The sequence below is a fragment of the Marinovum sp. PR37 genome (genome assembly GCF_028807375.1).
GTDB classification, from domain to species: Bacteria; Pseudomonadota; Alphaproteobacteria; order Rhodobacterales; family Rhodobacteraceae; genus Marinovum; species Marinovum algicola.
In genome coordinates this window covers 1-25,893 of record NZ_JARAML010000029.1, presented here as the reverse complement: position 1 = coordinate 25,893, position 25,893 = coordinate 1, and the positions used below count along the sequence as shown (strand labels likewise).

The window sequence follows — 25,893 nt, the reverse complement described above, 5'->3', positions numbered from 1 at the left end:
ATTCTGTGCCGGACACCATCGAGGATCGTATCAGCGCCGAATATGTCAATCTCAGCGCGCAATTGCGGCGGGCGGCGGATTATGTGGCCTCGAACCCGGTGGATGTGGCCACCCGATCGCTGCGGGCGATGGCGCAGTCGAGCGGCGTCTCTCCGGCCACCTTTTCGCGGCTGGCCCGCATTCTGGGCTTCAAGGATTACGAATCCCTGCGCGAAACCCAGCGTGCCGCCATGGGCGAGCGGTTGGTGCCCTATGCCGATCGGGCCGAGGCGCTGCGCCGAGGCGATCAGGCGCCCGAGACCTTCCTGCACCGCCAGGCCGGGATCTGCACCCAGAACATCGCGCAGCTCGAACGCACGATCTCCGGTGCCCGGCTCGCGGCAGCGGTCGAGGCGCTGCACGGCGCCGACAAGGTTCTGCTGGTCGGGCTGCTGGGCTCGGCCGGAATTGCCGACTACATCGGCTATCAGGCGCAATTCTTCGCCCGCAACTGGTCGGTCGCCGGGCGCAGTGGCGCCTCGACGGCGGCGGCCTTTGCCAGCATGTCGCCCGGCGACGCGGTGATCGTTCTGACGAAATCGCCTTATGCCGAGGCCAGCGTTCGCGCGGTGCGTGTGGCGCGGACCAATGGTTTCACCACCATCGTCCTGACCGACAGCCACGCCTGCCCGGCGCTTGAAGTTGCCGACCATCCGTTTATCGTACCTTCACAGACAGCAAATTTCTTTTCTTCCTACACGGCAACCCTTGTGCTGATTGAAACAATGATGTCGATGCTGGTGTCCCGCGTCGGCCCCGAAGCCGAAGCGCGAATACGTGCAACGGAGGAACAGACCCGGAAACTGACCGAGGTCTGACAACTCAAAGAAGACTGAACAGAGGAGACCATAATGTTTGCACATCTCAAATTCACTGCGGCCGCGGCCGCGGTGGCGGCCATGGGCACTGCGGCCCAGGCTCAGGATCAGACATTCATCACCATCGGCACCGGCGGTGTCACCGGGGTCTATTATCCCACCGGCGGCGCGATCTGCCGTCTGGTGAACAAGGACCGCAAAGAGCACAACGTGCGCTGTTCGGTCGAATCGACCGGCGGTTCGGTCTACAACACCCGCACCATCCGAAATGGCGAGCTCGACTTCGGCGTGGTGCAATCCGACGTGCAGACCGCCGCGATGGAAGGCGCCCGCGCCTTTGACGGCGACGAGCCTTATGGCGACCTGCGTTCGGTGTTCTCGATCCACCCCGAGCCGCTGCACGTCATGGTACGCGCCGGCACCGGCATCTCGTCGGTCGCCGACATGAAGGGCAAGGCGGTCAATATCGGCAACCCCGGCTCGGGCACCCGGGCGCTGGCCGACGTGCTGATGGCCGCCAACGAGATCACCCCCGGCGACCTCGGTCTCGCCGCCGAGCTGAAAAGCTCGGAACAGGCGGCCGCGCTCTGCGACGGCAACATCGATGCCGCGATCTGGGCCGCCGGCCTGCCCAATGGCTCGACCATGGAAGCGACCTCGACCTGCGACATCGAGCTGCTTGACCTGAGTACCTCGAACCTCGAGCGGGTGCTGGAGCAGAACAAGGCCTATGCCAAAGCGAACATTCCCGGTGGCATGTATCCGGGCAATGATTCCGACGTGGTCTCCTGGGGCCCGAAAGCCACCATCGTGGCCGATGCCAATACCCCCGACGAGGTGGTCTATGTGCTGGTGAAAGCGGTCTTCGACAATTTCGATGACTTCAAGAAGCTGCACCCCGCCTTTGGTGCCCTGACCAAGGAAGAGATGGTCAAGGACGGTCTCTCGGCCCCGCTGCACCCGGGCGCGGAGAAGTACTACAAGGAAGCCGGCCTGATGTAAGCCGGCGCGCGGGGCACGGCCCCGCGGCCTGACATCGACCGGCGGCGCCTCGACGCGCCGCCGGCAACCAACAAGCGGCGCGCGGCCCTGCGGGGCCAGCGCATCCGCAGCCAACAGGGGATACCGATGGAACAAAAGCGCGGACAGCCGGGGCCCGATCCGGCGCTCGACGATATCGTGGCGGATGCCGACACGGGGGGGCGGGCACCGCATGACGCCCTCGGGCGGCGCGCGCTCTGGGTCATTCCGCTCTGTTGGTCGATCTATCAGCTTTGGATCGCCTCTCCCCTGCCCTTCATGGTCGGCTTCGTCTGGAACGACACCCAGACCCGCGCCATCCACCTCGGCTTTGCCGTGCTGCTCGCCTATCTCGCCTTTCCCGGCTACAAGGGCGCGCCCCGGCACCATATTCCGGCGCTGACCTGGGTCATCGCCATTGTCGCCGCAATCGCCGCCTCTTACCTGTGGTGGGATTATCGCGGCGTCGCCAACCGCACCGGCAACCCCAACACGGTCGATCTGATCATGGCCGGCATCGGGTTGATCCTGCTGCTCGAGGCCGCCCGCCGCTCGCTCGGCATTCCGCTGATGGCGGTGGCGCTGTTCTTCCTGTCTTATGTCTTCTTCGGCTCCTGGTCGGGCCTGCCGGAAGTGGTGCAGTGGAAAGGCGCCTCTTTCGAAAAGGCCATGTCGCATATGTGGCTGACCACCGAAGGCGTCTTTGGCGTGGCGCTCGGGGTCTCCTCGGGCTTTGTCTTTCTCTTCGTGCTCTTTGGCTCACTGCTCAACCAGGCGGGCGCCGGCAACTATTTCCTCAAGCTCGCCTTCGCGGCCCTGGGCCACCTGCGCGGCGGTCCGGCCAAGGCGGCGGTGATCGCCTCGGCGGCGACCGGGCTGATCTCGGGCTCGTCGATTGCCAATGTGGTCACCACCGGCACCTTCACCATTCCGCTGATGAAGAAGGTGGGCTTTCCCGCCACCAAGGCCGGCGCGGTCGAGGTCTCCAGCTCGATCAACGGCGTGCTGACGCCGCCGGTGATGGGCGCCGTGGCCTTCCTGATGACGGAATACGTCGGCATTTCCTATGTCGAAGTGGTCAAGACCGCCATCGTACCGGCCGCGATCTCCTATTTTGCGTTGGTCTATATCGTGCATCTCGAGGCGCTCAAGATGGGCATGACCGGCACCAGCCGCATGCACCCGGTCAAGTTCATCCTCGGCGCGATCTTCATCATCGCCATTTCCATCGTCATCGCCGGCGGCACGCTGTTCCTGACCGGGGTGATCGTCGGTGCGATCGGCAGCGCCTTTGGCGGCGCCTCGCTCTGGGTGATCGTCGCGATCATGCTGGCGGCCTATGTGGCCGCCGTGCGCTATGCGGCCCAGGGCGAAGACCTGGCGATGAGCCTTGAATCGATGGAGCATCTGCCGCCCACCAAGGAGATCTTCAAGACCGGCATCCACTACCTGATGCCGATTCTGCTGCTGATGTACCTGCTGATGATCGAACGCAAATCGCCGGGCCTCTCGGCCTTCTGGTCGACCATCGCCATGCTGTTCATCCTGCTGACGCAAAACCCGCTCAAGGCGTATTTCCGCGGCGAGGGCAACATCGTGGGCCATATCAGCGAAGGCATTTCCGACATCGCCGAAGGCATGATCGCCGGCGCGCGCAACATGATCGGCCTGGCCGCCGCCATGGGCGTCGCCGGCATCATCGTCGGCGCCGTGACCCTGACCGGCATCGGCCAGGTGATGGCGGAATTCGTCGAGTTCCTGTCGGGCGGCAACCTGCTGGCGATGCTGTTCTTTGTCGCGGTGATCTCGATCATCCTCGGCATGGGGCTTCCGACCACGGCGAATTACATCGTGGTCAGCTCACTGATGGCCGGCGTCGTGGTCGAACTGGGGTCGCAGGCCGGGCTGATCGTGCCGCTGGTGGCGGTGCATATGTTCGTCTTCTACTTCGGGATCATGGCGGATGTGACGCCACCTGTCGGGCTGGCCAGTTTCGCCGCCGCCGCGATCTCCAAGGGCGACCCGCTGAAGACCGGCTTCCAGGCCTTCTTCTACTCGATCCGCACCGCGCTCTTGCCCTTCCTCTTCATCTTCAACACCGACTTGCTGCTGATCGATGTCGGGCCGGTCCAGGCGATATTCGTCTTCATATTCGCGCTGATCGCCATGCTGCTCTTTGCGGCGGGAACGATGAATTATTTCATGGTCAAGTCGCGGCTCTATGAAAGCGCCATCCTGCTCATCGCCGCCTTCGTGCTGTTCCGGCCGGGGTTCTTCCTCGACCAGATATCACCCGAGTTCGAAACCCGCCCGGCAACGGAAATCTTCCAGATGGCCGAGGTCGCGCCAGACGATGCCTCGCTCCGGGTCAGGCTGGTGGGCGAGAACCTCAACGGCGATCCGATCGATGCCCGCTTCCTGCTGCCGCTCGGCCCCGCCGGAGAGGAGGGCATCGCCCGGCTGTCTTCCGGCGCCGGTATCGAGTTCCGTCAGGAGGACGACGGCGGTATCTTTGTCGACAACCTCGAATTTGGCGGGCCGTCGGAACAGCTTGGCATTGACTGGGATTGGGAGTTGGTCGAGCTGGAAGTCGCTGCCGACCGCATGCCGAAGGAAATCTTCTACATCCCGGCGCTGCTTCTGGTGCTGATCGTCTTCCTGTTGCAACGCAGACGCCAGACCGACCAACCCGAGGAGGCCTTCGCATGAGCAAGCGGTTTCTCTGCGCCATCGACCTGACCCACGAGGACGACGCAAAGGCGCTGTTGACAGAGGCGGGCCGACTGGCCCGGCTCGAGGGGGCGGCGCTCAGCGTCGTCACCGTGCTGCCGGATTACGGCTCCACCTTCGTCGGCTCTTTCTTCAAGCAGGGCACGCTCAAGAATGCCTCGGAGTCCGCGCAGGAGGCGCTGCACCAGATGGAGCGGGAGCTGCTGTCGGATCTGGCGCCGGTGCAGAGCATCGTGGTGGTGGGCTCGGCATACGAAAAGGTGCTCGAGGCGGCCGAGACGGTTTCGGCCGACCTTGTCATCGTTGGCGCGCACAAGCCCGATTTCGCCACCCGTGTCATCGGCCCCAACGCCGCCCGCATCACCCGCTACGCCCAGACCTCGGTGCTCGTGGTCCGGCTGTAGGCCGCAACATCCTTGCCCGTTGCAATCGCACGCTATCGGCGTTTGCGCGGGCGCGGCCGTGTGAAATTTACGCGGGCCTGTGGTATCCTGTCCCCGTCAGGGAGGGATCACCATGGAACTGAAACCTGTAGATGCCTGCGACGTCCTCGTTCTTGTCGACAATGTCAGCGATATCCTATCGACGGTCCCGGACAATGTTACGGCGGAAATTCCCAATGTTCTGCGCGCCGGCGCGCAGGAATTGTCGGGGCGGTGCCTGTGCTGCGCACAATGGGGGCTGTCGCTGATCGTTTCGGCCCGGTCGGGGGACACGCAACGAACGATGCTCTTTGATTCCGGGCCCGAAGATTATGGCGTCGACCGGAACAGCAACCGGTTGGGCGTGGATCTGGCGGTGATCGATGCGGCGGTCTTCTCGCATGGCCACTGGGATCACGTCGGCGGCATGATCGCGGCCTTGCGGCTCATTTCCGATGCCAAGTCCGGCGGCACAACCCCGATCTACGCCAATAGGGGCATGTTTGTCGATCGCGCCATGCAGCGCGCCGACGGCAGCCTTCTGCCGTTTGCCAAGGTGCCCTCGACCGAAAAACTCGAGGCGGCCGGCGGACAGGTGTCGTTGAACGATGATCCACAGCTGCTGTTGGACGACCTGTTCTACCTCAGCGGCGAGATCCCGCGGGTGACGTCATACGAAAAGGGGTTGCTGGGCCAGGTCCGGCTTGCCGCCGATGGCAGCTGGCAGCCGGATGAGCTGATCCTCGACGAACGCTTCGTTGCGGTGCATGTCCGAGATCGCGGCATCGTGGTTTTCACCGCCTGTTCACATGCCGGCGTGGTCAATGTGCTGCACCACGCCCGCGAGGTCTTTGACCCGGTGCCGCTTTACGGCGTCATGGGCGGATTTCACCTCTCCGGCCCCTATTGCGAATCCATCATTCCGCAAACCGTCGAGGACCTGCGCCAGTTCGACTTGCAGATTTTCGTGCCCGGGCATTGCACCGGCTGGCGGGCAACCCACAAGCTTGTCGAAGCATTTGGCGAAAGCCGGGTCGTGCCGTCGGCGGTGGGCCGGCGTCACATGTTCGCCGCCTAGACCGGCGCTCAGTACAGCCCGTCGATCTCCAACGGGATCCGCTTGACCTTGCGCGATTTCAACAGATTGCGCGGCAGTTCGTCGGCATCGGCCTTGCGCAGCCGTTGATAGCGCTTCTGCGCCACGTCTTTCATCTTGTATTCGCTGTCGATCACCGTCGGACGCATGAAGACAAACAGCGTGCGGCGGGTCTGCTGACGGTTCTTCGAGCGGAACAGACGCCCCACCAGCGGCGCATCCCCCAGCCCCGGCACCTTGCTGTCGAGCGCCTGGCTGTCATCGGTGATCAACCCGCCCAACACCACCGTGCCGCCATCGCGGGCCTGCACCGTGGTTTCGATCACCCGGCGGTTGGTGATCAGATCGGCGGCGCCCTGCACGTTGGTATTGACCAGCGACGACACCTCCTGGGTGATGTCCAGCCGGACAACCCCGCCGGCAGTGACCCGCGGCAGCACCTCCATGGTGATGCCGACATCGCGGCGTTCGATGGTGGTAAAGGGTTCGGCGGTATTGCCGTCGGTGGCGAAAGAGCCGGTGCGGAACGGCACGTTCTGCCCCACCACGATCGACGCGGCGCGGTTGTCCATCGTGGTGATCGACGGCGTCGACAGCAGGTTGGCGCGCGAGGATTGCGACAGCGCCTGCACCAGGATGCCGAAATCATCGACCGTGCCGGCCAACGTCAGGCCAGAGGCCAGCGCCCCGGCCGGCGCCACGCCAAGCGCGGTCAACACCGCCGAAAGCGGCGCACCGCCGCTGTCGAAGGAGGTGCTGGCAAAGACCCCCTGCGGCAGATCCGGCCCGATGCCAAGCTGGGTGCCGATCCGGTCGGCGACCTCGCCCGAGACCTCAACGATTGCCGCCTCGATCACCACCTGCGCCCGCCGCTTGTCGAGCGCGTCGACAAGTTGCGTCACCTCGGCAACCTGGCGTTCCGTGCCGCGGATCACCACCGCGTTGGTTTCCGGCGAGGGCTGCACCGAAACCTCGGTCACCGCCCCGGGCTGCACCGGCGCGCCCGAGGCCTCGGCATCGGCCACCGGATTGGCCAGATCGGCGCCGCCGCGGATCGTGTTGGTGACGATCTCGGCCACAGCTTCGGCATCGGCGAATTTCAACTGATAGATATGGGTGCGCAACACCTCTTGCGGGCTCGAACGCGGCGCCCGGTCAAGGCTCTCGGCCAGCAGCCGGATTTCGGTGAGTTCGGCATCGCTGCCGCGCACCAGAAGCGCATTGGCCTGCGGATCGACCGAGAGCCGCGCACCGGTGCCGGCCGAGCCAAGCACTTCGGTGATCGCCGTCGCCACCGTCGCGGCCTCGGCAAAGGTAAAGCGGACCACCTCGGTCTTGAGGCTCTCGGGGCTGTCGAAGGTGGCGGCGATGGCGGCGATCCGGTCGACATTGGCACGGGCGTCGGACACGATGATCGCATTCGGATCGCTCAGCGCCTCGATATAGCCGCTCTCGGCCACCAGCGGCCGCAGCACCCGCACCGCCTCCTCCGAGGGCAGACGGTCGAGCGGCAGCAGCCGGGTCACCACATCCTGCGAACCGGCCTCGTTGGCGCCGCTCAGCGTGCCGCCTTTGGCGCGGGCCTCGGCCTCGGGGATCACCTCCCAGATGACGCCGCTTTCGACGGCGGTAAAGCCGCGCACCCGCAGGATCGACTGAAACAGCGCCCAGACCCCGGCCCGGGTCAGCGGTTCGGCCGAGACCACGGTGACCGGCCCCTGAAGCCCCGGATCGATGACCAGGGTACGGCCGGTGATCTCGGAGACCTGTTCGGCAAGAACGGTGATCTCGGTATTGCGAAGGTTGACGACGAAGGTCTCGCCATCGTCCTCCTGAGCCATCAGCGGCCCACCGGCGAGCAGCGCCACGACCAAGGTCGAGACAAGCGCCACCGCGTAAAAAACCTGCCAGACTGCCCGCATTGCCTTCCCTTATCTCAGCGAGAAGGTCATCAGCAGCGTTTCTCCTGAACGCTCGACTTCCAACCGTGCCACTCCCGCCGCTGCTACTTGGTCATAAAGTTGGCGGTCTTTGTCAATGTTACCGACCGCTTGACCGTTAAGCCGCGTGACAATGTCACCCGGTTGCAACCCTGCCAGCGTCACCCCGATGTCGGGATCGGGCTTGATGCGATAGCCGCGGTCGGTGCGTTCGACGCCGATGGTCTCCATCACCTCGGCCGGGTCGCGCTGTATGCGGCCACGCCACTTGTCGATGTAATCGTCGATGGTTTCCGGCGGCGGCGCCTCGCGCAGATCGAGCGAGCCGCGCCCGGCAGTCAGCGAGGCGGCCAGCCGCGCCAGCGGATCGTTCGGCGCCTCGGCAACCTCGGTGACATCGGCCGTCGGCGGGGCGGTCTGGCCAGCGATCAGGTCGTCGCGGATAAAACCGTCGAATCCCAGCTCGTGCTCGGTGCCGTCTATCTTGAGAATCACCGAAGCCGCCAGCACGTCGGTCAGCACAACGTCGTCTTCGACGCTCTCGCCGATGCGATAGGCATTGGTGTCGGTGCCATCGTAGATAAAGGCCCGCGACACCGCCTTGTCGGCATAGGCGAGGATGCCGCGCAGGGCGAAGTTCACCTTGGTCGGCGCCGGTTTCGCCGGGGCGTCGCTCTCGGCCACCACCCGGTCGGGCCGGCCAAAGGGGGCAAAGGCGAGGATCGCGCCGATATCGGGCGCCACCGCAGAGCCGGTGTCGAGCGGGCGCAGGATATCCGCCGGCAGGGTCGAGACCCGCGCAAGGCGCAGCCAGCCGCGCTCGTTGGCTTGCCAGCCCAGGCTGGCCAGGGCGGCGGCAAAGACAAGGGCGGTCATGGCCCAGAGCTGTCTTGCGGTCATGTCGTTCCCTTTCCTACCAGGTATAGCCGCGCAGCACGACGCCGCCGCGCGCGCCCTCGACCGTCACGATCCGTTCCGTGAGGCCGGCGTCGGTCAATGTCCGCTCGGCCTCGGTCACCGCGGCCCGGCGGCCAAAGACCGCGTCCCAGGCCGGCTGCACCTCGAGCCCGAGATGGCGCGCCGCCAGCCGGTTTTCGGCCACCCAGCGCAGGGTGACCCGGTCTTCCAGCCCGGCGATCCGGCCGGTGTGATCCTCGACCACCCCGAGAAGCGCCACCGCGCCGGTGGCCAGAACTGCCAGCGCAACCAGCGTCTCGATCAGGGTAAAGCCGTCGTCACGCCTCATGTGCCGGCCTCCAGCATTGCCGCGAAGCCATCAAACCGCAACACCGCCGGGGCGCCGCCACGCAGGGTCAGGCGCAGCGGCCCGTCCTCGGGGGGCAGCAGCTCCGGGGTGATGCTGAGCGTGCCCTCCCCCTCGAGCGAGACGCCGCCGGGAAAACCGTGCCGCGCCGCCAGCACCGGCGCCGGATGCGCCTGCCAGCCGTCATCCTCCCAGACCTCGAAAACGTAACCCGTCGGATCCCAGAGCATCCGCACCGGCGCCAGCGTCTCGAGGCTGGCATCCACCGCCCGGGTCAGCCGCGCCTGCAACAGCCGCGCCTCGCGGGTGGCACCGGGCGCCTCGGTGCCCCGTGGGATCGCCAGCATCGCCGCCCCGACCGCCGTGCCGATGATCGCCAGCACCACCAACGTCTCGATCAGGGTGACGCCCGCGTCGGGGCGGCGTGTCTGGGGGGCCGTCCGGGTCATTTCGCGCTCACTTGCACTCCATGTGCGATATCCGCGTTCACGCCGTCGCCCCCGGTCTGGCCATCGGCGCCGAGGCTGATGAGATCGAAGGCCCCGGTTTCGCCCGGCGAACGATACAGGTAGTCGTTGCCCCAGGGATCGGCCGGCATCGCCGCCAGATACCCGCCCTGCGCCCAGTTCTGCGGCACCGGCGCCGCCGTCGGCCGCTCGACCAGCGCCGCCAGCCCCTGCGCGGTCGAAGGATAGACCCGGTTGTCGAGCCGATAGAGTTCCAGCGCACTGGCGATCGACCGGATGTCGGTTTCGGCCACGGTGACCCGCGCCTCGTCCGGGCGGCCAATGACATTGGGCACCACCATCGCGGCCACCACCGCGATAATTACCAGCACGACCATCATCTCGATCAAGGTGACGCCGGCGTCGGACGCCCTGCGGCCCGGGCGGCGCTTTGGTCTGCGGCGACGCATATTGAGCACTACAAACATGCAACTTTTCTCCCCGATAAGCGTATCTATAATTGGGTGTTAGAAAAACCGTGCGGAGGAGATACAGTAGAGCATAGCACGCTCAAAGGGTGGAGAGAACCGAAAAATGCTGGCTTCACAGGACGTTAATCCTGAAATCTCCGTCAATCCGGCGGCCGATGAAGCTATGCCTGCCGCCGCTGGCGGCGCCGGGATCGGCATTTCCCTGCCGCGCACCATCCTGCCGGACGCAATAATTTCAAAGCGATTGCACGGCAAAACTGCATTCGTAATTCCAGCACTCAGCGTCACGTTGCATACGGTGCATTTGCCGGTGCGCGGACAGGCACAAAAGCTCGCGGCCCTGCCCTATGCGCTCGAGGAAGACATCGGCCGCCCCGAGGCCGAAATCCATCACGCGCTCTGCGGCGCGTCTGCCGATGGCGCCATGCTGGCTGCGGCGGTGTCGCGCGAGGCAATGACGCTGGCCGTCGATGCCGCGGACGGCGCGCCGGTGACACCGGAACATTTCCTGTTGCCGGTGCCGGCGCCCGCCGAGGGCGAGGGCGGCGGCTGGATCGCCTGGCGCGAGGGCGATCTGGTGCTGGTGCGGGCCTCAGACGGCACCGGTTTTGGCGCCCGGGCCGACATGCTGGCGGCACTCTGGGCCGCTGCCGGCTGGCCGGCGATCGACAGCTATGGCGCCGCATTGCCCGCCGGTCTTCCGGCGCAGCGCCGCAGCGCCGAGGATCTGCCGCCGCCGGGCCCCTTGCCCAATCTGCGCCAAGGCGATTTCGCCCCGCCGCAACGGCTGCGCGCGCCCGCCATCGCGCTGGCGCTTACCCTCCTGCTGGCGCTCGCCGGGCATCTCGGCCTCGCCTTTGCCGATCTTCAGCGCCAGCGCGCCACCGTCGAGACCCTGCGTGCCGAGGCGTCCGAGCTTCTGGCCCGCAATGTCCCCGGCGCCCGCGTCACCGATGACCCCCGGCTGCTCTATCGCCGCCTGGCGGCAGGCGGGCAGGAGGCGCCCGGCTTTCTCGCCGTTCTGGCGCGGGCGTCAGAGGCACTGGCGGCGACGCCGGTGCAACTCTCCAATCTCAACTGGTCGGGTCGCGACGCGGCACTCACCCTCGAGGCCGAGGCCCAGGGAATCGACGTGTTGCAGGCCGCCGAAGCCGCTCTGCGCGCCGCCAATCTCGATGTGGCCGCCGGGGCCGTCACCGCTGGCGGCGGCAGCGCCCGCATGACCCTGACCGTGAGGAGCGCACAATGATCTCCGCTCTCGCTTCGCTCTCGCGCCGCGAACGGCTGCTGATCGGACTGGCCGCGGTCGTGCTGCCGGCGGCCTTGATCTGGCAAATGCTGTGGAAACCGCTCGAGGCCGAACGCGCCGCCACGGCGGCCGAGATTGCCCGCCTCGACGCGCTGATCCATGTCGCCGCACAGGCCAATACCACCGCCAGCCAAGACAGCGCCCCGGTCGATACGCGCCCGCCCAGCCAGCGCATCACCCAGAGCGCCGCCGCCGCCGGCATCGCCCTCACCCGGCTGGAACCGGAGGGTCGGCAATTCCGCGTCGCGGTGTCGGAGCTGCAATTCGACGATGCGCTGCAATGGATTGCCGCCCTGCGCGACGAGCACGGGTTGAAGGTGGCCGAGCTTGACATGGCTCGCCGCCTGACCCCCGGCGCCGTAACCCTGACCCTTGCGCTGGAGCCGCTGCAATGACCGCCCGCCTCGATTATGGCTTTGCCCGCCGCCACGGCGTGATCCTGCTGGACACCGACGACGGCGCGCCGGAATGCGCCCATCTCGCCAAGGCGCCGCTCTCGGCACTGCTCGAGGCGCAGCGCTGTGCCAACCGCGCCATCGCCTTTCGCCAGATCGACGCCACCGCCTTCGATACTGCGCTCTCGGGGCTCTACAGCAATTCCGCCACCCAGGCGGCGCAGATCGCCGCCGAGGATGACACCGATCTGACCGCGCTGGCCGAGACTGCCGCCTCGGTCGACGATCTGCTCGATCAGAAGGACGATGCCCCGGTGGTGCGGCTGATCAATGCGCTGCTGCTCGAAGCGGTCAAGGAAAACGCCTCTGACGTGCATATCGAGCTGGAAGAAACCCGCCTCGTGGTCCGGCTGCGGATCGACGGCACCCTGCGCGAGGTTCTGGAGCCGCGCCGCGCGCTGGCGCCGCTCTTGACCAGCCGGCTCAAGATCATGGGCAAGCTCGACATCGCCGAAAAGCGCCTGCCGCAGGATGGCCGGGTGTCGCTCAAGGTTGGCGGCTATGCGCTTGACGTGCGGATCTCGACCCTGCCGTCGCAATATGGCGAACGCGTGGTGCTGCGACTGCTGGACCGGGGCCAGACCCGGCTGGGCATTCCGGCGCTGGGGCTGTCCGAGGATGACCGGGCGCGCTTCGAACGGATGCTTTCTTCGCCCGAGGGGCTGGTGCTGGTGACCGGGCCGACCGGTTCGGGCAAGACCACGACGCTTTATGCCGCGCTCTCGCATCTCAACGACCGGGCGCGCAATATTCTGACGGTCGAGGATCCGATCGAATATGCCATGGACGGGGTCGGCCAGATGCAGGTCGAGGCCAAAACCGGGCTGACCTTTGCCCGCGGGCTGCGGGCCCTGCTGCGGCAGGATCCCGATGTCATCATGGTGGGCGAGATCCGCGATGCCGAAACCGCCAAGATCGCGGTGGAATCGGCAATGACCGGCCACCTCGTCCTGTCGACCCTGCACACCAACACCGCCGTCGGCGCGGTCTCCCGGCTGCTCGACATGGGGGTCGAACGCTATCTGCTGGCGCCGATGCTGCGCGGGCTGGTGGCGCAGCGGCTGGTGCGCCGACTCTGCCCCGACTGCCGCGAACCTCGCCCGCTCAGCGCCCGCGATGCGGCGCTGCTGGGCCATGCGATGCGGGAAGGCGCGTCGGCCTATCACGCGCCGGGATGTGACGCCTGTTCGCAAGAGGGCTATCGCGGCCGGCTGCCGATCTACGAGGTGGTCGAAGGCACCACGACCCTGGAGCAGATGATCCACGATGGCGCCTCGGAGGCCGATCTGATCGCCGAGGCCCGCCGCGCCAGCACCAGCATCCTCGACGACGGCATCGCCAAGATCAAAGCCGGGCTGACCAGCGCCGAAGACGTCGCCCGCGCCGTGCGGGACAGGGTCTGACCGATGTCGGCCTTTCTCTATACCGCCGTCGACCAGGCCGGCAAACGCTCCAAGGGCCTGCTGGACGCCGCCAGCGCCGCCGAGGCCCGCGCCCAGTTGCGCGCCCGCGCCCTGCTGCCGCTCAGCGTCGAGGCGACGCGGGCGCGCGCCGGTGTCAGGACCTCGCTGTTTCGCCACAAGCTGTCGCTGCGCCGGCTGACGCTGATCACCCGGCAACTCGCCACGCTGATCGGCGCCTCAGTGCGGATCGACGATGCGCTGCGCATCACCGCAGACCAGCAGGTCAAGCCGCGCGACGCCTCGTTCCTTCTGAACCTGCGCAGCGCGGTGCAGGACGGTCAGAGCCTGGCCGATGCGCTGGATGCCGAACCGGCCAGTTTCAGCCCGGCGTACCGCGCCTCGGTGCGCGCGGGCGAACGTGCCGGGCGGCTGTCGGACGTGATGAACCAGCTCGCCGATCATATCGAGGCGCAATCGCGCAATCGCCAGAGCATCCAGCTGGCGCTGATCTATCCGGCGCTGCTGGCGGTGGTCTCGATCGGGGTGATCCTGGCGCTTCTGGGCTTCGTGGTGCCCGATATCGTGCGGGTCTTTACCGCTCGCGGCGCCGATCTTCCGGCGCTCACCCGCTCTCTGATCGCCCTGTCCGAAGGATTGCAACGGTTCGGCCCGATGATCGCCGCCATCGCCCTGCCGCTTGTTCTGGGCACGCTGGCGCTGCTGCGCCGGCCCGGGCCGCGCGCTGCCTGGCACCGGCTTTTGGCCACCGGGCGGCTGACCCGACGGCTGGTGCAGCGGGTCAATGCGGCGCAGTTCACCGGCACCCTGGCGATGCTGTTGCAAAGCGGCGTGCCGCTGGCCGATGCGCTGCGCGCCGCCGCCGGCACGGTGTCGAACCTGCATCTGCGCGCCCGCATCGCCACCATGACCCGCGAGATCGAGGATGGCGCCGCGCTCTCTTCGGCGGCAAAACGCGCCGGCATCTTCTCGCCCATGTTGATTGCGATGATTGCCAGCGGCGAGGCCGGCGGTACGTTGGGGACAAGCCTCGACCGCGCCGCCAGCGATCAGGCGCGCGAGCTCAAGGCCTCGGTGGCGACGCTGGTGGCGCTGGTCGAACCCGGCGTGCTGCTGGTGATGGGCGGCATCGTGATGCTGCTGGTGTTGGCCATCCTGATGCCGATCATGCAGCTCAATTCGCTGGTCGGATGAGGCCGCGCATGGCCCCGCCACCTTCGATCTGATAGCAAGGCCGCAACCCCTCAGGAAAATCCCGAATGCCCGATCCCTTTCGCCCCTCCCGTCGCCGCTTCCTCGCCCTGACCACAGGCTTTGCCGGGCTGGCGGGCTGTGCCTCGCTCGACGGGCTGGGCGAAATCGGCGGCACCACCGAGGGCCCCGGCAAGGCCACCATCCTGCTGCCGCTGACCGGCGAACAGGCGCAGCTCGGCAAGCGGCTCGAGGCGGCGGTGCGGCTGGGGGGCGGCCCCGGCATCGGCATCGAAATCCGCGACAGTGGCTCTTCGCCCGATACCGCCGTCATCGCCGCCAAGGCCGCCGAGGCGGCCGGCGCCAACATCCTGATCGGCCCGGTATTCTCGGCCCAGACCAAGACGGTGGCCGCGGCTGTCAACATCCCGATCGTCACCCTGTCGAACGACACCACGCTGGCCGATCGCAACACCTTTGTCTTTGGCGTCACCCCGGCACAATCCGCCCGCGCGGTCTTTGCCCTCGCGGCACAGCGCAATATCCGCGAAATCGCCCTCGTCGCCCCGCCCGGCCCGCTCGGCGCCCGCAGCGCCGCCGAGGCGGTGCCGATCGCCCAGGCGCTCGGCATCACCCTACGTCCGCCGGTCATCACCGACACACCGGGCACGGTGCTGGCCGAACTGCAAGCCGGCGGCGGCCTGCCCGACGGCGTCTACCTGCCTTCGGCCGGGGCCAGCCTGATCCCCTTCGCCGAAGCCCTGGCAGGTCAGGACACGCGGATCCTCGGCTCCACCCAATGGGCGGCCCGCGATCTCGAAGCGGTGCGCGCCCTGCGCGGCGCCTGGTTCGCCGCCCCCGATCCGCTGCGCTTCGCCGCCTTTACCCGCGCCTATGAAGAACAGACCGGCGAGCCCGCCGGCATCATCTCCGGGCTGGCCTATGACGGGGCCGAACTAATGCGGATATTGGGCCAGACCGGCAAGCAGACCCGACGGGGCCTGACCCGAAAGGAGAGTTTTACCGGTGTCCTCGGCCCCTATCGCTTCCTTAGCTCGGGTCTGGTCGAACGCGGCCTCGCGGTGCTCGAGGTGGGCGCAGGTGACATCAACCTGATCGGTTCCACCTCGATATGAGGCCGCGCCCCGACGCCGGCATGACGCTGATCGAAATGCTCGTAGCGCTGGCGATTCTGTCGGTGATCGGCGTCGCCGGGTTGACCATGCTCGACACCACCCTGAACGTGCAGCGCCGCACCGAAGGCCGGCTTGACCGGATCGAGGAGATCGACCGCGCGCTGACCGTGCTGCGCCGCGATCTGGCCACCGCTGCACCGGGCTTTGCCGTGCTGGACGAGGGCGGGCTGACTTTCCTGCGCGCCACGACCGACGCTCCGCTTTCACTGCGCATCGCGCTGGAAGAGGGCACGCTCACCCGACAGGTGCAGCGCGGCCCCGAAACCCCGCCGCAGCACCTTCTGACCGGCGTGCGCGAAGCCCGCTGGCGGCTGCTCGACGGCGCCCGCCGCTGGCAGACCGCCTGGCCGGAGCCCTCGGCCAGCCCGCGGGCGGCGGAACTCACGCTGCGGCTCGAACTCCCGCAGCGGGGCGAGGTGGCCGAAGTCACCCGGCTGTTTCCGATGCCGGCGGGAGCCACCCGATGAGGCGCGGCGAGGCGGGGGTCACCCTGGTCAATGTGCTGGTGGTGCTGGCAATCACGTCGGGGCTGGTGGTGTTGTTGCTGCGCCAGCAGGAAGACGGCCAGGACATCGTCGCCCGCCACGCCGCACTGGCGCAGGCCGAACAGATCGCGCTTGGCGCCGAGGCTTCGGTGCTGGCGGCGCTGCGTCGGGATCTCGACACCGGCCCGGAGGAGGATCACTTTGCCGAACCCTGGGCCGGCGTCATCCAGGAGGAGGTCGCGTTGCCGGAAGGACGGTTCTCGGTGAAGGTGCGCGACCGTCAGGCGAAATTCGATATCAATCTCCTCACCGCGCCGGCCGTCGGCCCGCAGACGCTGTTCCAGCGCCTCGCCACGCGGCTCGACATCGACGCCGCCGAAGCCCGGCGCATTGCCGAACTCGTGGCCCTGCTCGGCGCGGTCCGCGACCTCTCCGATCTCGAAGCCCGGGGCATCGCGCCGGATACGCTGGCCCGGCTCGCGCCGCATGTCACCGCCCTGCCGGTGCCGTCGACGATCAACCTCAATACCGCCGACCCGCTGCTGATGGAGGTTCTGTTCCAGAACCCCGGGATCGCCTCGCAGTTGCTGTTCCGCCGCCGGTCGCAGGGCTTCGTGTCCCGCAAGTTGCTGACCGATCTTGGCGCGCTGCGGCCCGGGCTGACTGGTTTCGGCTCGCATGCCTGGGAGGTCGAGATCCTGGCCGAGAGCGGCGCCGCGCGGGTGCGGCTTCTGAGCCTGATCCAGCGGCGCAACGATCTCGAGGGCAAGGCGGTCGCGCTGATCTCGCGCCGGTTCGACGCGCCGCTGCCGACTGAGGCGCCGGCCGAACCATGAAAAACCCCCCGCGCCGGGGCGCGGGGGGTCTGGCCTGACGGATCAAGGGGGGCTGTTCCGTCAGGGATTGAAAGGCGTCTTCTTCGGCGTCAGCTTCAGATTAACGCTTTGCGCATCAACAGGCGTGGAATTGCGGATCTGATTGAAGGCATCCACAAAGGCCTGTCCGAGGGTGGCAATGCCCCTGGGGCTGTCGCCGCCTCCGCCATCGCCTTCACAGGCGGCGAGAAGCAGCACGGCACCAAGTGCCACGCAGGTGAGTTTACGTCTCATCATCACTCACCCCGCTCAATTCTCGGCGCCGGGAAGCGGCGTGTTCAGATAGGGGAACACGGCCTGCATCTCGGTCGCGTCGATTGGCGCCCCGTCGATGAACGGCTCGTCACCCACCGGCGCATCCGACGGCTGGCAATAGCCGAGGTTGACGAAATCGCTCGGCTGGTCTTCGACCGCACCGGCAACGCCCAGTTCGGCGCCCAGCGGCACATCGTGACACAGCGCACCCATCGCCACGCGCAGCGCGACATCGACCACGTCATCACCCGGACGGCGACCATTGGGGAAGCCGGCAAGGTCTTCGGCCACAACGCCATAGGGGTGTTGCGCGCTCTGTGGTGTCGGCGGCACGGCGGTGTTCAGCCGCAGCATTTCCGACGCGGTTACCGTGGCCTGTTGGTTGAAGCCCGGCAGACCGGTGAGGAAGGTGGCGACAAGGTCATCGCGCGGAATGTTCGACGGTGCGATATTGCTCGAGGCACCCAGCGCCTGACGGAACAGGATATCGATCAGTGCCGGCAGCGTTGGGTTGGTCACATAGACTGCCAGCGCGCCGTCCTGGGTGGGCTCTGCCGCGTTGAACAGATCCTTGTCAGGCAGACCGATGACAACTTCGTTGACCAGCGGGTTGGACAGCCGCGATTGCTGCACCCAGGCACCGCCATAGATCGAGGGATCCTCATAGGTCGGCGAGGGATCTTCGATTTCGGCCTGCGGCAGGCTCGAGGTGGTCCAGGCGCCGATCACGCCATTGCCCGATCCGACCAGACAGTCGATCGGCACTTCCAATGCCAGCGAGGTGATGTTGAACCGGTCGACCAGATCGTCATTGGCGCGATCATTGGGGATCGAGCCTTCCAGCGGCACCATGTTCACCAGGTCGAAGATTTCGCCCAGGTTCACCGCAAAGGCCTCTTCGCGCTGGCCGGCAAAGGCACGACCGGGCGTGGCACAGCCGGGAATGTCGATGTCATAGACAAAGCTGTTGGCATAGGCCTCGTAATCGGGAAAGGTCTTTTCGCCGATGTAATCCAGCGGTTTGACAAAGGTGTCATTGCCGCCCGAGGTGATCGATCGGATGGTCCCGGAGCGGCGGTCGCCGGTGACGACGTTGAGCGAATACCGCTCCTGTTCGTTCACCGTGGCATCGCCGGCGCCGGACACCTGCCCCGCCGTCTTCAGCGGAATGGCGACATCGACATTGCCGATGGTCAGCGCGATGCCGTTGCCGCCGGCGCCCAGCATGTTGTCGAAATCGAACTGGAACGTCAGATCTTCGACTGCATCACCATCATTGTCGACGTGGATCTCATAGATCGCATCCTCGTCCATGGTGAAATAGTTCGGGCCACCGTAAGGGGCCTGAAGCGGCTGATAGTTTGCGATAAAGGTCACATAGCCCTGCCGGCCGGGCTCGTAACTGCGAAACATGTAAAAATCAGTACCATCAACCTTGGGTGAATGCGTGATGGCGGGCGCTTCGCGGTGCGAGGCACCCATCGCGCCCGTGGCGGCGACCGCAAGAAGGCTGATTGCCACCCCCGTGCGGATCGTCATATTATTGCTCTTCATAATTCACTCCCTAATAGTTATGGTCCGCTGCGAAACGCGCGGAGGGATGCGCGGGCAAATTGTCGCGCACAAAAAGGCTACGTAGGGCTGCGCAAAAAAGTTTCAAAAACTGCGGGAATTATTTCCGGACTATGCCGCCTGTTCTCGTCAGCCTGATTTCCGATGTCGTTTTGCTGATCTGCCTCGCCGCGCTCGCCTGGATCGATCTGCGCCAATTCCGTCTGCCCGATGCGCTGACCCTGCCGCTTGTGCTGCTCGGCCTCGGTCTGTCGCTCACCGGTCACGGGCCGGCGCCGCTGGATGCCGCGATCGGTGCGGCGGCAGGCTTTGCGGTGTTCTGGGCGCTTGGCGCGACCTATTTCCGCCTGCGGAAGATCGACGGGCTGGGCCTCGGCGATGCCAAGCTGATGGCCGCCGCCGGCGCCTGGCTCGGTTGGCAGATGCTGCCGTGGCTGGTGCTGGGCGCCAGCCTTCCGGCGCTGGTCTTTGCCCTGGTCGCAGGTCAGGGCCACCATGACAGGATCGCTTTCGGGCTCTGGCTCTGCCTCAGTTTCGCGGTGCTGCGTCTCGCGACCTGAGAAGACGCCCGTCGGGTCAGAACAGGCCGTTGTCGTTCTTCGATCCGGCTCCGATGACCTGCAAGACATCCCAATGCTCGATCACCTTGCCGTCGTCATCAAAGCGGAAGATGTCGATACCCGCATAATCCTCGCTGCCCGGCCAGAGCTGATGGCAATGCAGGACAACAAGGTCATCCTCGGCGATGGCCCGTTTGAAGCTGACCGATTTGCCGGGATACTCGGCCGCCATCCGCTCGAAATAGGCGATGAAGGCATCCTTGCCGTCGCCGACATGCGGATTGTGCTGGATATAGACGTCGCCGACATAGCGCTCGATCGCCGCGCGCGGCTGGCACCGGTTGAACATCAGGTCGTAAAACGCCATCGCGTTGGCCTTGTTCTCTGCGGGCGTGGTGGGCATCTCGGGGCTCCTTCTGAGGTATTCTCCGCGCCGAGCATCGGATCGCGGCGGGCGCTGCAAGCGGGGGTCTGGGCGGCGTCAGGCTGCGGTCTGCCGAGGGTGAAAGAGGAACGACCGCATCGAGACCGACCCCAGATCGATCGCATCGGTCATATAGGTCAGATCGTCGTTGCTGTCCGACGCGCCGGCAATGGTCAGCGCCGGCAGGTAGTGATCCACCGTCGGATGCGCCTCTGACAACAGCGGGCCAAGACCCGGGGCATCGGCAAGCGCGGCGAAATCGCGCTCGGTGAGACGGTCGGCGAAGAGCCCGTCGAAGGCCTCGGCGAAATCGAGTGGCGCGCCGCCGGGCCGCATGGCCCGCAGATTGTGCACCACATTGCCCGATCCCAGGATCAGCACGCCGCGATCGCGCAGCACCGACAGGGTGCGGCCAATCTCGAGCTGATGCGCCAGACGCGCCTCCATGTCGATCGAGACCTGAAACACCGGCACATCGGCATCAGGGTAGAGGAATTTCAGCACCGCCCAGGCACCGTGATCGAGGCCCCAGCGGTCATCTTCCTGCGCGCGATGGCTCTTGAGAAGGGTCACCACTTCGGCCGCCAGTTGCGGCTGGCCCGGCGCCGGGTAGCGCTCGGCGTAAAGCGCCTCGGGGAAGCCATAGAAATCATGGATCGTCCGGGGCATGGCCGAAACATCCACCAGCGTCGTGCCGCGGGTCATCCAATGCGCCGAGACCACGAGGATTGCCTCAGGCCGTGGCAGGCTCTGGCCGAGGGTCTTCCAGGCGCGACTGAACGCGGTGTCTTCGATGGCATTCATCGGGCTGCCATGGCCGAGAAACACCACCGGCATCCGGGCGCTCGGGGCGAAACGGTCGGCAAGCGACGCAAGGCTGTGGGTTTGCATGGGTTGTCTCCTGTGTGACGCCGGGCCGCCACGGCGGCCGCCCGGCCTTGGCTGCCGGATCAGGCGAATTTGCCGAGGCCGCGTTCCAGCACCGGCAGTTTCAGGGCCAGCGCACCGGCACCGAGCAGCGCGATGGCGCCCTGCGCGACGGCCCAGAACAGCGGGAATTCCCAGCCGCCGCCTTCGTTAGAAAACGTCCAGCCATTGCCCGCATGCGCCCAGATCGCCCCGATCAGGATAGCGATCAGCGGCAGCGAGACCAGCCGTGTCGCCACGCCGAGAATGAGCGCCAGGCCACCGCCCAGCTCGCCAAGGATGGTGAGATAGGCAAAGACCCCGGGCAGGCCGAGACTTTCGAAAAAGGCCACCGTGCCGGGGATTGTGAACAGGCTGACCTTCATCCAGCCATGGGCGATGAAGAGCGCGCCACTGGTGACGCGCAAAAGAAGTGCCGCATAATCGGCCGAGACGGTGTTGGGGGTCATGTCGAGATCTCCGAAAGTTTCGTTGGCAAGGTTGGGCTGGCCGGGCGCGGGGCCCGTCAGCGCGTTGTGATGCAAGGATAAGACTTGCCCCACACCCATGAAATGGCGAAGGTATGGAATGACCATCCACAAAATGTTCTGAATTATGCTGGGAAACTCGCTGCCTTGGATCTGATCGATCAGCTTCGCGCCTTTGTCGCCACCGCGCAGACCGGATCCTTTACCGGTGCGGCAGAGCAGCTTGGCATATCGAACCGGCTGACCTCGAAATACGTGGCCGAGCTCGAGCGGCGCCTGGGCATCCGGCTGTTTCAGCGCACCACGCGCAAGGTCGGGCTGACCTCGGCGGGCGAGGATCTCCTGTCGCGGACACCGGCGCTGCTCGACGATCTCGATGCCGTGCTGAGCGCGGTGTCGGAGACCTCGCGCGGGCTGTCCGGCACGCTGCGGATCTCGGCGCCGGTCACGTTTGGCGAGGTCTATGTCGTCGACATGCTCAGCCGCTTCATCGCGGCGCACCCCAGTCTGACCGTGGATCTGCGGCTGGACGATCGCTACGTCGATCTGGCGACCGAAGGCATCGATGTCGCCTTTCGCCTCGGCCGGTTCGACATGGCCTCGCTCAAGGTCCGTCGGTTGGGCGCGTTTCGCAGCGTGCTGATCGCCAGCCCCGATTATCTCGCACGATATGGCACGCCGCGTCGGCCCGAGGATCTGCCGGATCACACCTGCATCGTCGACACCAACCGCCGCCTGCCCCGCCGCTGGCTGTTTCACGACGCCGGCTCCGAGATCGCGGTCACGGTGACCGGCCGGTTCTTTGTCAATTCCGCCAAGGCCGCCGTCACCCTGGCCGGGCGCGGCTTTGGGCTGGCCTATGTGCCGCGTTTTGCCCTCGGCGCCGCGCTGGAGAGCGGTGAAGTGGTCGCCGTGTTGCAAGATCATGTCGGCGAAAGCGGCCAGGTCGGGGCGGTCTACCTCGAAGGCCGCGCGCTGCCGCGCAAGGTCCGGGCCCTGATCGATTTCGCCGCCAGAGACCTGTCTGGCCGGCAGATCCTCTGATCGCCCACACCCCTGAAATCCGGCGGTTGCGCGCGCGATTCCACGACGCGCTAGGGCCGCGCCGCCCGGAAGACGCTTGTACTCAGGCACAAACACCCTAAAAGAAGGGCCTCGGATTGCCGCGAGGGAAATTGCTATGAACATGCTTGGTACCTTCATCAAGCCGATGCACCCGGAAGGCCTCAAATTTGTTGCGACCTTCGGCCTCATCACCGCCGGCCTGTTTCTGCTGACCCCGATTCTCGGGTGGATCGGGGTCGGGCTGACGGTCTGGTGTTACTACTTCTTCCGCGACCCGGAGCGGGTGACGCCTGACCGGCCCGGGCTGATCGTCAGCCCGGCGGATGGCATCATCTCGCTGATCGAACCGGCGGTGCCGCCGAAGGAACTGGGGATGAGCGACCGGCCGCTGACCCGGGTCAGCGTCTTCATGAACGTCTTCAACTGTCACGTGAACCGGGCTCCGATCGCCGGCGAGATCACCGCGGTCGCCTATCGCCCGGGCAAGTTTTTCAACGCCTCGCTCGACAAGGCCAGCGAGCACAACGAACGCAACAGCCTGTGCATCCGCCTGTCCGATGGCCGGGAAATCGCGGTGGTGCAGATCGCCGGGCTGGTGGCACGGCGGATCGTCTGCTTCGTGGCACCGGGGGCGCAGACCGCGACCGGCGAACGCTTTGGCCTGATCCGCTTCGGCTCGCGGCTCGACGTCTATCTGCCGCCGGGCGTGACGCCGCTGGTCAGCCTTGGCCAGACCATGGTCGCCGGCGAAACCGTGCTTGCCGAACTGCCCGCCGCCGAAGGTGCAGGTGACCCGCAATGAATGCCCCCCGGGGCAAGACCGGCACCGACATGCCGCTGTTACAACTGTTGCCCAATATGCTGACGATTGCCGGTCTCTGTGCCGGGCTGTCGGCAATCCGGTTCGGGGTGGAGGGAAATTATGAGCTGGCGGTACAGCTGATCCTGGCGGCCGGTGTGCTGGACGGCCTTGACGGCCGGATCGCGCGCCTGCTGCGCAGCGACAGCAAGATGGGGGCAGAGCTCGATTCGCTGGCCGATGTGGTAAACTTCGGCGTCGCGCCGCCGCTTGTCCTCTATTTCTGGGCGTTGCAGGACACCCGCGCCGGCTGGATCGCCGTCCTGGTCTTTGCGGTCTGCTGCATCCTGCGGCTGGCCCGGTTCAACGTCAGCAGCAATGCGGATCGCGATGCCGGCATTGGCGGGCCCAGCGCCTATTTTACCGGCGTGCCCTCGCCGGCGGCGGCGCTGCTGGTGCTGCTGCCGATGTCAGTGTCCTTCGCCTTTGCCGGCTCGGCGCTGCTGCCGGATTTCGTTGTCGGCGCGCATATGGTAGTGATCGGGTTGCTGATGATCAGCCGGATCCCGACCTGGTCGTTCAAGACCGCGCGGGTGTCACGCAGGAAGGCCAAGTTCTTTCTGCTGGGCGTCGCCATCGCCGGCGCAGCGGTGCTGACCTATGCTTGGGTTACGCTGGTCGCGCTCTGCCTGGCCTATATCGCAACCATAATATGGTGTCTGGCGACCAAACGGCCGCCAAAACGCGGGCCGGGCACCGAACAGGAGAAGTAAGTGGATATCGAGTCGGTTCAATCCTCATATGCCCGGTGGGCACCGGTCTATGACACCACCTTCGGCGCCGTGACCAATGTGGGCCGACGCCGGGCAGTGGAGTTCATCAACACGCTGACGGGAGCGGTCCTCGAAGTCGGGGTCGGCACCGGGCTCTCCCTGCCGCTGTACAGCGACGATCTACAGGTCACCGGCATCGATTTCAGCGACGACATGCTGGCCAAGGCCCAGGCCCGGGTCGAGCGGATGCGGCTGGACCATGTGGCGGCGCTGCGGCAGATGGACGCCCGCGAGCTCGATTTCCCCGACGAGACCTTCGATACCGTCGCCGCCATGCATGTGCTCTCGGTGGTGCCCGAGCCCGAACGGGTGATGGCGGAAATTTCCCGCGTGCTCAAACCTGGCGGACGGGTCGTCATTACCAATCACTTCGTGCGCAGCCAGGGGGTGCTGGCGCATCTCGAACGGATCGTCGCGCCCTTTGCCAATACCCTCGGCTGGCATTCCGATTTCGAGATCGAGACCGTGCTGAAAGAGCCGGACCTGGCGCTGGAGGTGCAAAAATCCCTGCCGCCACTTGGCATGATGACCTTCCTCGTTCTGACCAAGACCAAGGCAAGCTGATCCCGAGGTGCGCCGGCGCGCTCAGGCGACCGCGCGCACCGAATACTCCGGCGTTCCGCCCCAGACCAGATCCCAGGAGGCCCCGGGCCTGACGTTCTGGATCGCGTTCGGCTCGAAACAGACCAGACAGTTTCCTCCCGGCGCCGGCGCCCGGACCGACGGATAGATCAAGCCGCGCGAGCCCTGCCGCCGCAGGCGCTCTGCCAGCGCCTGCCCCTCCGGATAGCCCCGCGCCGGATCCCCCGCCAGCGACGGATGGTCGGGCTGATCGGTGATGTCGTCGAAACCGCCGATGAAATCCGCCAGCAGTTCGACATACCGCGCGCTGTCCTTGAAACAACCGGTGTAGCCGAGCTCCCGGGTGCGGTGCCAGGCCACTTCGCTGACCGACACCATGACATCCCAGGCACAATACCAGGCGCCGCGTGTCTCCGAATTGAAGCGGTTGCCGCCGGCGCGGGTATAGGTAAAGGCCGCGTTGACATGGGTGTCGCCATAGATCCGCAGGTCGCGGCTGCGCCGGCGCCAGGCAAGTTCGCGCGGATCGAGATGCGGGTTTCTGCCCCGCTCGGCTTGCAGCCGACCGCTGGTCAACCCCTCGATCTCGGCCAGGATCTCGAATTCATCGTCGCTGTCGACAAGGCCGCGCAAGGCCGGCGGCTTGTGATAGGTGGCGGGCAAGAGACGGGTGAGGCCGCGGTCGGAAATCTCCCTCCGCCTCATGCGCCGCCCCGCAGCGCGTCGAGATAGGTCCGGATGGCGAGGATCTGCGGCAGCCCGCCCTCGATCGCCGCCTCCAGCGGCCGGCGGCCGCCAAACAGCGGCCCGGTGTTCGGCCGTGTCATCCAGGCACGCGCCAGAGGCTCGGAAAAATAGAGTTCGAGCGACTTGTAGATGCCGATCACCGCACTCAGGCGCAGCAATTGATCCTTGGTCAGATCGCCGGCAAACCCCGGTTTCCGGGCGCGCTTCCAGGTGCTCTCGGACATATCCGCCAGCCCGGCGGCATCCTTCTGGCTCAGCCGCCAGTGATCGACGACACGGGCATAGGCCTTCAACGCGACGGCGTTGATCTCGGCGGGTTCGCGGATACGGTCTGCAACGGCCATCTCATTCTCCTTGGCATCGAATCTATATCATATGACCCAATTGTAAAGTCCATATGATCCAAACGTGCCCGAAGGACGCCCCTGTCATTTTTCATTTTCGAAGTATGAAGCGTTGTCTTT

General features: G+C 66.1%; 29 protein-coding genes. 17 read left to right on the top strand and 12 right to left on the bottom strand.

All coding sequences use genetic code 11. The features are described 5' to 3' along the window. Window positions 1–5: 5 nt before the first annotated feature. The 5 genes from PVW49_RS19915 (at window position 6) to PVW49_RS19895 (ending at window position 6,107) form a co-directional block, all read left to right on the top strand. The gene (locus tag PVW49_RS19915) at window positions 6–857 is read left to right on the top strand and encodes a MurR/RpiR family transcriptional regulator (protein ID WP_211568998.1); all 852 of its coding nucleotides are present in this window, start codon (window positions 6–8) and stop codon (window positions 855–857) included. Between the two features lie 33 nt (window positions 858–890). Then, window positions 891–1,859, top strand: a complete 969-nt coding sequence (locus PVW49_RS19910; RefSeq protein WP_048534322.1) for a TAXI family TRAP transporter solute-binding subunit — start codon at window positions 891–893, stop codon at window positions 1,857–1,859. Between the two features lie 126 nt (window positions 1,860–1,985). Further along, window positions 1,986–4,586 (top strand): TRAP transporter permease, encoded by a 2,601-nt coding sequence (locus PVW49_RS19905; protein WP_274565376.1) that lies wholly within the window; start codon window positions 1,986–1,988, stop codon window positions 4,584–4,586. After that, window positions 4,583–5,011: a universal stress protein gene (locus PVW49_RS19900; protein WP_048534318.1), complete on the top strand. Its 429-nt coding sequence runs from the start codon at window positions 4,583–4,585 to the stop codon at window positions 5,009–5,011. Before PVW49_RS19905 ends, PVW49_RS19900 begins: the two co-directional genes overlap by 4 nt. Window positions 5,012–5,123: 112 nt before the next feature. Further along, window positions 5,124–6,107 (top strand): MBL fold metallo-hydrolase, encoded by a 984-nt coding sequence (locus PVW49_RS19895; protein ID WP_274565377.1) that lies wholly within the window; start codon window positions 5,124–5,126, stop codon window positions 6,105–6,107. A gap of 8 nt (window positions 6,108–6,115) precedes the next feature. Here PVW49_RS19895 and gspD read toward each other — a convergent pair whose 3' ends face one another. The 5 genes from gspD to gspG are packed head-to-tail and all read right to left on the bottom strand — an operon-like array spanning window position 6,116 to window position 10,263. After that, window positions 6,116–8,047 carry a type II secretion system secretin GspD gene (gene gspD, locus PVW49_RS19890; protein ID WP_274591371.1) on the bottom strand — a complete coding sequence of 644 codons (1,932 nt, stop codon included), beginning with the start codon at window positions 8,045–8,047 and terminating at the stop codon, window positions 6,116–6,118. Between the two features lie 9 nt (window positions 8,048–8,056). Beyond that, window positions 8,057–8,965: a type II secretion system protein N gene (locus PVW49_RS19885; RefSeq protein ID WP_074839293.1), complete on the bottom strand. Its 909-nt coding sequence runs from the start codon at window positions 8,963–8,965 to the stop codon at window positions 8,057–8,059. A 13-nt stretch (window positions 8,966–8,978) separates the two neighbouring features. Further along, the gene (gene gspI, locus PVW49_RS19880) at window positions 8,979–9,311 is read right to left on the bottom strand and encodes a type II secretion system minor pseudopilin GspI (protein WP_053083396.1); all 333 of its coding nucleotides are present in this window, start codon (window positions 9,309–9,311) and stop codon (window positions 8,979–8,981) included. Next, window positions 9,308–9,778, bottom strand: a complete 471-nt coding sequence (locus PVW49_RS19875) for a type II secretion system protein (RefSeq protein WP_048534313.1) — start codon at window positions 9,776–9,778, stop codon at window positions 9,308–9,310. The genes gspI and PVW49_RS19875 overlap by 4 nt, the downstream gene beginning before the upstream one ends. Continuing rightward, the gene (gene gspG / locus PVW49_RS19870) at window positions 9,775–10,263 is read right to left on the bottom strand and encodes a type II secretion system major pseudopilin GspG (protein WP_371398957.1); all 489 of its coding nucleotides are present in this window, start codon (window positions 10,261–10,263) and stop codon (window positions 9,775–9,777) included. Before gspG ends, PVW49_RS19875 begins: the two co-directional genes overlap by 4 nt. Window positions 10,264–10,369: 106 nt before the next feature. Here gspG and gspL point away from each other — a divergent pair, with 106 nt between their 5' ends. From gspL to PVW49_RS19835, 7 genes are all read left to right on the top strand, one after another. Next, complete coding sequence (gspL, locus tag PVW49_RS19865; RefSeq protein WP_338020403.1) at window positions 10,370–11,515, top strand: type II secretion system protein GspL; 1,146 nt, start codon at window positions 10,370–10,372, stop codon at window positions 11,513–11,515. Continuing rightward, a complete protein-coding gene (gene gspM / locus PVW49_RS19860) occupies window positions 11,512–11,970 on the top strand; it encodes a type II secretion system protein GspM (RefSeq protein WP_274591369.1) in 459 nt (152 codons plus the stop codon). The genes gspL and gspM overlap by 4 nt, the downstream gene beginning before the upstream one ends. Further along, on the top strand, window positions 11,967–13,433 hold the full coding sequence (locus PVW49_RS19855; protein ID WP_274591368.1) for a GspE/PulE family protein: 1,467 nt from the start codon (window positions 11,967–11,969) through the stop codon (window positions 13,431–13,433). The genes gspM and PVW49_RS19855 overlap by 4 nt, the downstream gene beginning before the upstream one ends. Before the next feature lie 3 nt (window positions 13,434–13,436). Continuing rightward, a complete protein-coding gene (locus tag PVW49_RS19850; protein WP_048534307.1) occupies window positions 13,437–14,645 on the top strand; it encodes a type II secretion system F family protein in 1,209 nt (402 codons plus the stop codon). A 65-nt stretch (window positions 14,646–14,710) separates the two neighbouring features. After that, window positions 14,711–15,778, top strand: coding sequence for an ABC transporter substrate-binding protein (locus PVW49_RS19845; protein ID WP_274591367.1), 1,068 nt, complete (start codon window positions 14,711–14,713; stop codon window positions 15,776–15,778). Beyond that, entirely contained in the window at window positions 15,775–16,305 is a 531-nt protein-coding gene (locus tag PVW49_RS19840; protein WP_074839309.1) for a PulJ/GspJ family protein, read from the top strand. The genes PVW49_RS19845 and PVW49_RS19840 overlap by 4 nt, the downstream gene beginning before the upstream one ends. Next, complete coding sequence (locus tag PVW49_RS19835) at window positions 16,302–17,159, top strand: general secretion pathway protein GspK (RefSeq protein WP_274565380.1); 858 nt, start codon at window positions 16,302–16,304, stop codon at window positions 17,157–17,159. Before PVW49_RS19840 ends, PVW49_RS19835 begins: the two co-directional genes overlap by 4 nt. Window positions 17,160–17,219: 60 nt before the next feature. Here PVW49_RS19835 and PVW49_RS19830 read toward each other — a convergent pair whose 3' ends face one another. Both PVW49_RS19830 and PVW49_RS19825 read right to left on the bottom strand, forming a co-directional pair. After that, complete coding sequence (locus PVW49_RS19830; protein WP_139211515.1) at window positions 17,220–17,432, bottom strand: hypothetical protein; 213 nt, start codon at window positions 17,430–17,432, stop codon at window positions 17,220–17,222. A gap of 15 nt (window positions 17,433–17,447) precedes the next feature. Beyond that, a complete protein-coding gene (locus tag PVW49_RS19825; RefSeq protein ID WP_053083395.1) occupies window positions 17,448–19,007 on the bottom strand; it encodes a DUF4331 domain-containing protein in 1,560 nt (519 codons plus the stop codon). A gap of 131 nt (window positions 19,008–19,138) precedes the next feature. Here PVW49_RS19825 and PVW49_RS19820 point away from each other — a divergent pair, with 131 nt between their 5' ends. Next, complete coding sequence (locus PVW49_RS19820) at window positions 19,139–19,585, top strand: prepilin peptidase (RefSeq protein ID WP_274591366.1); 447 nt, start codon at window positions 19,139–19,141, stop codon at window positions 19,583–19,585. A 16-nt stretch (window positions 19,586–19,601) separates the two neighbouring features. Here the strand turns inward: PVW49_RS19820 and PVW49_RS19815 are convergent, their stop codons facing one another. The 3 genes from PVW49_RS19815 to PVW49_RS19805 all read right to left on the bottom strand — a co-directional run bounded on the left by PVW49_RS19815 (window position 19,602) and on the right by PVW49_RS19805 (window position 21,385). Beyond that, complete coding sequence (locus PVW49_RS19815; protein ID WP_274565381.1) at window positions 19,602–19,988, bottom strand: nuclear transport factor 2 family protein; 387 nt, start codon at window positions 19,986–19,988, stop codon at window positions 19,602–19,604. Window positions 19,989–20,066: 78 nt separating this feature from the next. Continuing rightward, window positions 20,067–20,900, bottom strand: a complete 834-nt coding sequence (gene ygiD / locus PVW49_RS19810) for a 4,5-DOPA dioxygenase extradiol (RefSeq protein ID WP_274591365.1) — start codon at window positions 20,898–20,900, stop codon at window positions 20,067–20,069. 59 nt (window positions 20,901–20,959) lie between these two features. After that, entirely contained in the window at window positions 20,960–21,385 is a 426-nt protein-coding gene (locus PVW49_RS19805; protein WP_274565383.1) for a DoxX family protein, read from the bottom strand. Window positions 21,386–21,550: 165 nt separating this feature from the next. On the opposite strand from PVW49_RS19805, the gene PVW49_RS19800 reads away from it, so the two are divergent. The 4 genes from PVW49_RS19800 to PVW49_RS19785 all read left to right on the top strand — a co-directional run bounded on the left by PVW49_RS19800 (window position 21,551) and on the right by PVW49_RS19785 (window position 24,664). Next, complete coding sequence (locus PVW49_RS19800) at window positions 21,551–22,447, top strand: LysR family transcriptional regulator (protein WP_274565384.1); 897 nt, start codon at window positions 21,551–21,553, stop codon at window positions 22,445–22,447. Window positions 22,448–22,583: 136 nt separating this feature from the next. Beyond that, a complete protein-coding gene (locus PVW49_RS19795) occupies window positions 22,584–23,270 on the top strand; it encodes a phosphatidylserine decarboxylase (RefSeq protein ID WP_274565385.1) in 687 nt (228 codons plus the stop codon). Beyond that, window positions 23,267–24,040, top strand: a complete 774-nt coding sequence (gene pssA / locus PVW49_RS19790) for a CDP-diacylglycerol--serine O-phosphatidyltransferase (RefSeq protein WP_048534292.1) — start codon at window positions 23,267–23,269, stop codon at window positions 24,038–24,040. The genes PVW49_RS19795 and pssA overlap by 4 nt, the downstream gene beginning before the upstream one ends. Beyond that, window positions 24,041–24,664 (top strand): class I SAM-dependent methyltransferase, encoded by a 624-nt coding sequence (locus PVW49_RS19785; protein ID WP_274565386.1) that lies wholly within the window; start codon window positions 24,041–24,043, stop codon window positions 24,662–24,664. 21 nt (window positions 24,665–24,685) lie between these two features. Here PVW49_RS19785 and PVW49_RS19780 read toward each other — a convergent pair whose 3' ends face one another. Both PVW49_RS19780 and PVW49_RS19775 read right to left on the bottom strand, forming a co-directional pair. Continuing rightward, window positions 24,686–25,387: an RES family NAD+ phosphorylase gene (locus tag PVW49_RS19780; protein WP_274591364.1), complete on the bottom strand. Its 702-nt coding sequence runs from the start codon at window positions 25,385–25,387 to the stop codon at window positions 24,686–24,688. Continuing rightward, window positions 25,384–25,773: an MbcA/ParS/Xre antitoxin family protein gene (locus tag PVW49_RS19775; RefSeq protein ID WP_048534288.1), complete on the bottom strand. Its 390-nt coding sequence runs from the start codon at window positions 25,771–25,773 to the stop codon at window positions 25,384–25,386. Before PVW49_RS19775 ends, PVW49_RS19780 begins: the two co-directional genes overlap by 4 nt. Window positions 25,774–25,893 lie beyond the last annotated feature (120 nt).